Below are 5189 nucleotides of genomic sequence, written 5' to 3'. Positions count from 1 at the left end.
CGGGTCACGCAGCCGACACCGGTGAGCGGCAGGGTGCATTCCGCGACGAGCTTGGGCTCGCCCTTCTTGGTGACGTGGTCGGTCAACACCGCCACGCGCCTGGCGCCGTGGACGAGGTCCATCGCCCCGCCCACCGCGGGAACGCCGCCCTTGCCGGTCGACCAGTTCGCGAGATCCCCGCTCTGCGCCACCTCGTAGGCCCCGAGGATGGCCACGTCGAGATGGCCGCCGCGCACCATGGCGAAGCTGTCGGCGTGGTGGAAGAACGCGGTCCCGGGCTTGATCGTGATCGCCTTCTTGCCGGCGTTGATGCAGTCCCAGTCTTCCTCGCCGGGCGCGGGCGCCTTGCCGAAGTCGAGCACGCCGTTCTCGGTGTGGAAGATCGCCTGCCGGCCGTCGGGCTGGAAGCGGGCGACCATCTCGGGGAAGCCGATGCCGAGGTTGACGTAGGCGCCGTCCTCGATGTCCTGCGCGGCGCGCCAGGCGATCTGGGCGTTCGACAGCTTGATGTCCTGAATGTCGCTCATGGGTAGACGACCTCCGCCCGGTTGAGTGCCTCTTCCTGTGCAGGGGTGGCGATCTCGACCACGTGGTCGACGAAGATCCCCGGCGTCACGACCTGCTCGGGGTCGATGCCGCCAAGCTCCACCACGCGGGTCACCTGCGCGATGGTGACGGCGGCGGCGGTGGCCATGATCGGGTTGAAATTCCGCGCCGCCATCCGGTAGGTCAGGTTGCCGTGCGGGTCGCCGGCCTCGGCCTTGATCAGCGCGAAGTCCGCCTTGAGCCAGCGTTCCTGCACGTAGGAGCGGCCGTCGAACTCGGCGACCGGCTTGCCCTTGGCGAGGTCGGTGCCGTAGCTCGTGGGCGTGTAGAAGGCGGGGATGCCCGCGCCGCCCGCCCGGATGCGCTCGGCCAGCGTGCCCTGCGGCACCAGCTCCAGCTCGATGCTGCCCGCGCGGTAGGCTTCGGTGAAGACCACCGGGTCGGCGCTGCGCGGGAACGAGCAGATCAGCTTGTCCACCTGCCCCTGTTCGATCAGCGCGGCGAGGCCCACGTGGCCGTTGCCGGCGTTGTTGTTGACCACCGTCAGGTGCTTCGCCCCGTGGTCGATCAGCGCGTGAATGAGCTCGATCGGTGCGCCCGATCCGCCGAAGCCGCCGATCATCACCGTGGCGCCGTCCGGGATGCGCGACACCGCCTCGGCGAGCGAGGCCAGTCTCTTGTCCATGACAATCCTCCTTCATGGCGCGCGCCCGCGCGCCTGCTGCCCCAAGTGCTAGGCCCCGTCCCGGCGCGTTGCCAGCCGATCCGTGCGCATCTTGACATTTGTTCGCATCGCACGGAGTTCTGTTCGCATGTTGAACAAGACAGACACCATCGCCTCGTTCGCCAAGGGGTTGCGGGTCCTCGAATGCTTCGGGGCCGAGCATCCGCGCCGCTCGGTCTCGGAGGTCGCGGCGGCCACCGGGCTCGACCGCGCCACCGCCCGGCGCTGCCTGCTGACGCTCCACGCCGAGGGCTACGCCGAGTATGACGGCAAGTACTTCACCCTGACGCCGCGCACCCTGCGGCTGGGCATGGGGGCGCTGGCCTCGCTGCCGCTGAGCCAGGTGGTGCAGCCGTGGCTCGACCAGTTGACGGAACAGATCGGCCAGAGTTGTTCCGTCTCGATCCTTGACGGGGCCGAGATCGTCTACCTTGCCCGCGCCGCGCAACGGCGGGTGATGTCGATCGGGCTGATGCCGGGCTCGCGGCTGCCGGCGCATTGCACCTCGATGGGCCGGGTGCTGCTGGCCGCCCTGCCCGAGGCCGAGGCCCGCGCGATCGTCGAGGGCTCGGACCTGACGCCGCGCACCGCCTTCAGCCTCACCGACCCCGTGGAGGTGCTGGCCCGCATCGCCGAGGTCGGGCGGCTGGGCTACGCGCTGATCGATCAGGAGGTCGAGACCGGGCTGCGCTCGATCGCGGTGCCGGTGCTGGACGCGCGCGGCGCGACGGTGGCGGCACTCAACACCGGCATGGCCGCCACGCAGGACGGCGCCGAGACGCTGGTGCGCGACTACCTGCTGACGCTGCAGAAGGTACAGGCGGGGCTGCGGCGAGTGCTCTGACCCGCCACCTCCGTTACTGGTCGGCATCCGTCGCCGCGGCCAGCCAGAGGAAGGCCGCCGCGCGGCACAGGACGGATGGCAGCGACGCGCCGGGGTCGAAATCGCTCCAGATCGACGCGCTGCCCGCCGCCCCGTGCGAGGCACCCCCGCCTGCCGCATCCGCGCCTCCGACGGCTCAGCGAAAAGTGCAGCCAGATCATCGACCGTATCACCCGGCCGCAGGCCGAGGAGCCTGTAAGGGTAAGGCCGCGCCTTGATGCCGCCGGCCGCCTGTAGGGCGGTGGAAGGTGGTGAGCGGCGCCTGGACGTCGTTGAGTTCGCTGAGTGGACTGTCGCCCTAGGGGCCGACTATGGCGAGCTGCTCGCGCCTGTCCTGCGCTCTGTCGGCGGCGAAGACGCGACAGCGTCGCGCCGCTGAGGTAATGCCACTTGCTGCGTCTTAGGAACCCACGGACGGGCTTCTCTGGTTGGGCCTCCGTCGTTTCGGGGGGCGGCGCGTCCTGCAATGAGCTTTCCAAGCCGCTCAACTATGCGCGCAAGTCCCTTTGCAACTTCGCGAGCATATCTTCTTGTTCGGCCAATCTGGTCATTCAGTCGATTACGCCTTTCCCGAGCTCTTCGACGCGGCTCAGCAACTCGCGCTCCAAGTTCGTCAGGGTCATCCATGACGACCGTAACGGGGGTCTCGCCCTCACGGTGGCCCCGTGAGCGGGCGACATCAAGAAAAGCTCTCATCCGCTGAGCCACGCGCCGAGCGGTCTCATGTTTGACGGTCCAGATGGGAGACAGAACCTGCAGGACTTCGGGCTGCCCGATGTCCGAAATCGGCATCCTGCCTATTTTCGGAAAAGCTTACTCAGCCAGCGTATTGATCTACTGCTGGGCATGCTTGGGGTTCTTCCAGGTGGGGAGGCGCTCGACGTGAACGGTGCGGGCGACTTCTTCGAAGCCGGGTACCAAGACATCTTGGTTGAACTTGGGGTCCACCCCTTGCCGTGCGAGCCTTCGACACTCGAGAGCTCGATCTCTGGCGACGTTTAATGTGACGACATCCGCGCCACCTAGTCCGAAGTCGGTGCGCAGGGGCTTTCCCATGCGATTGCGTTGTACCTTCAACGTCACGCGCACGATCCAACGTCGTGCGCCGGAAGGATCAACGATTAGGTAGAGTCCATTGCCATCACCATGACGGCCCGGACCAGGCGATCGGACGAGATTCCTCGTCAGCCGCCCGGTGCTGTAGCCATGCCTATACCTCGTTTCATACCACTGAATGAACAGCACCGAGCAAAAGCGAATTGAGGCGATCAGTATCGAAGCCAGGCGGCGTGGTGCGTAAGTTCAATATCTTAGAAGGTAGAACAGCACTGGATGCCAATCGACCAAAATGGTGGGTGGCGGAGACGAAGGGATTCGAACCCTCGAGACGGTTTCCCGTCTGCACCCTTAGCAGGGGTGTGCCTTCGACCACTCGGCCACGTCTCCGTCGACCCGTCTAACGGGGTTGCGAAGGGGTGACAAGACGAAATTTCGGCGGCTGGAGTTGCGGCGCAGCGGCTGTTCGAACCGGCATTTCGTTTGCATCGAAATCGGCACTCCGTTTGGTGGCTCAGGCGCTACGACCTGGCCGTTTGATCCCACGCTTTGATAGTGCGATCCATTCGCTGGAATGGAAGGAAGCCCTCTGGGACAGATACTTCACGGCTGCGCCGGGCACTGTCACCCGGCAGTGGTTTGCGTGGCAACCCATGAGAGGGCACGCACGCCATCCGGGCAGCAATAAAGCGTTCCACCGCCCGGCAGGGTCATGCGAAGAATGAGCCTGAGAGGGGCAAGCTTCGGCCGTGGCGCTGAGCCGGGACCTCGGGGTCAGCCCGAAGACCGTCGCGACGTGGCGTAAGCGCGAGACGGTGGGAGATCGCAAGACAGGGCCGAAGACGCAGCCCAATCGCCAGGGCAAGGCCAACTGAACGGACCGAGAAGCAGGCGGCGCTGACATCATCCCCCTCGCCGTCGCTCGGCAGCGGGCACATGAGCACCGGCCCCTCGCCAAGCGGAAGCTGAACTCCAAATACCATCGCGACAACGAGGTGCCATGCGTCGAGGAGGTCGCACGGCAGCTCTGTGTCGCGCGCCTGCCGATCCGGAAGAACCGGACACATGGCCAGCAGTGGATCAACATGCTCGGAGACTACGTTTACCGGATCGCAGGCAAAGGCCGCGAGCGGGCAGCCCTGCACCGAGAAGATGAAAGCCCTGCATGTCCTGGGTCCTCCCCCCGTGGAACCGTGAGCGTGCTCAAGGGTCGGATGCCTGAAACGCCGGGATCTCCGTCTCGCGACTTCCATCGGAGCGCATCCGGGCGCGGGCAGTTCTCCGCCGTTCCGGATCAGCACACGGAAGGCAGCTCCGGCACCGGTGTGCCGCCATGTTGGTGGGTGGTTTCCTTTCGTTGAACGGCGAACGCGTCTCGGCCGTGCGATGCCGCGTCAGAGGCCGAAAGTCTGGCGAGCGATTTTCAGGACCGGGCCCGGCCCACTTCTGCTCTTTCCGTGTTTCATGGAACGGCGAACCAGCGCAGATCAACGAAGATCCGCAAGCTCTCAAACTGAAGGTTTGATGTGCGCGGAATCCGGGCGTACGGAGGGTTCGTGTCTCAGGAAAATTGCCGTATCAGGCTTGGAACTGCAGGATTTCCGCGAGGGCGTAAGGAAAAGTCTGCCTCAGGGCGCTTACCTGACAGACCGAATTCAAGCGTTCTCGTTTTCGAACGGAAATCTCGGCAAATCCGGGCGTCTCGGGGCGCGCCACGGATATTGCGCCACCCGCGCCCCACGCCGCAACCCGGCGAAAAGCCACCTACGCGCCGCTACCGCGCCCCGGCGAGGATCAGGTCGGCGCCGCGTTCGGCCAGCATGAACACTGCCGCCTGCGAGTTGCCCGAGACCTGCGTCGGCATCACCGAGGCGTCCACCACCCGCAGCCCGTCGAGCCCGCGCAGGCGCAGCTCCGGGTCCACCACCGAGGCCGCGTCGCCGCCCATCCAGCATGTGCCGGCGGCGTGGTAGATGGTCT

5 protein-coding genes and 1 tRNA gene are annotated in these 5189 nt (G+C 66.0%); 1 reads left to right on the top strand and 5 read right to left on the bottom strand.

Going from position 1 to position 5189, the window contains the following annotated elements:
- Positions 1-527 (bottom strand): 3-oxoacid CoA-transferase subunit B (locus HC022_RS18735; RefSeq protein WP_167453433.1); only part of this gene is annotated, 527 nt, incomplete at its 3' end.
- Positions 524-1231 carry a 3-oxoacid CoA-transferase subunit A gene (locus tag HC022_RS18730; RefSeq protein ID WP_167453432.1) on the bottom strand — a complete coding sequence of 236 codons (708 nt, stop codon included), beginning with the start codon at positions 1229-1231 and terminating at the stop codon, positions 524-526. The genes HC022_RS18735 and HC022_RS18730, both read right to left, overlap by 4 nt.
- A gap of 127 nt (positions 1232-1358) precedes the next feature.
- On the opposite strand from HC022_RS18730, the gene HC022_RS18725 reads away from it, so the two are divergent.
- Positions 1359-2114 (top strand): IclR family transcriptional regulator C-terminal domain-containing protein, encoded by a 756-nt coding sequence (locus HC022_RS18725; protein WP_167453431.1) that lies wholly within the window; start codon positions 1359-1361, stop codon positions 2112-2114.
- A gap of 873 nt (positions 2115-2987) precedes the next feature.
- Here the strand turns inward: HC022_RS18725 and HC022_RS29350 are convergent.
- The 3 genes from HC022_RS29350 to HC022_RS18710 all read right to left on the bottom strand — a co-directional run.
- On the bottom strand, positions 2988-3398 hold the full coding sequence (locus tag HC022_RS29350; protein ID WP_368484698.1) for an Arm DNA-binding domain-containing protein: 411 nt from the start codon (positions 3396-3398) through the stop codon (positions 2988-2990).
- Between the two features lie 111 nt (positions 3399-3509).
- A tRNA-Ser gene (locus tag HC022_RS18715) sits at positions 3510-3599 on the bottom strand.
- A gap of 1384 nt (positions 3600-4983) precedes the next feature.
- Positions 4984-5189: GMC oxidoreductase (locus HC022_RS18710; protein WP_254885175.1), on the bottom strand; the 206-nt coding region annotated here is incomplete at its 5' end.

The organism is Salipiger sp. HF18 (assembly GCF_011806505.1).
In the GTDB taxonomy this organism is placed as follows: domain Bacteria; phylum Pseudomonadota; class Alphaproteobacteria; order Rhodobacterales; family Rhodobacteraceae; genus Salipiger; species Salipiger thiooxidans.
This window is presented reverse-complemented; position numbering and strand designations above follow the sequence as displayed.

Excerpts from the sequence above, each read along its gene's own strand:
- HC022_RS18730 (WP_167453432.1), bottom strand. The coding sequence starts at position 1,231 with ATGGACAAGAGACTGGCCTCGCTCGCCGAGGCGGTGTCGCGCATCCCG.
- HC022_RS18725 (WP_167453431.1), top strand. The coding sequence starts at position 1,359 with ATGTTGAACAAGACAGACACCATCGCCTCGTTCGCCAAGGGGTTGCGG.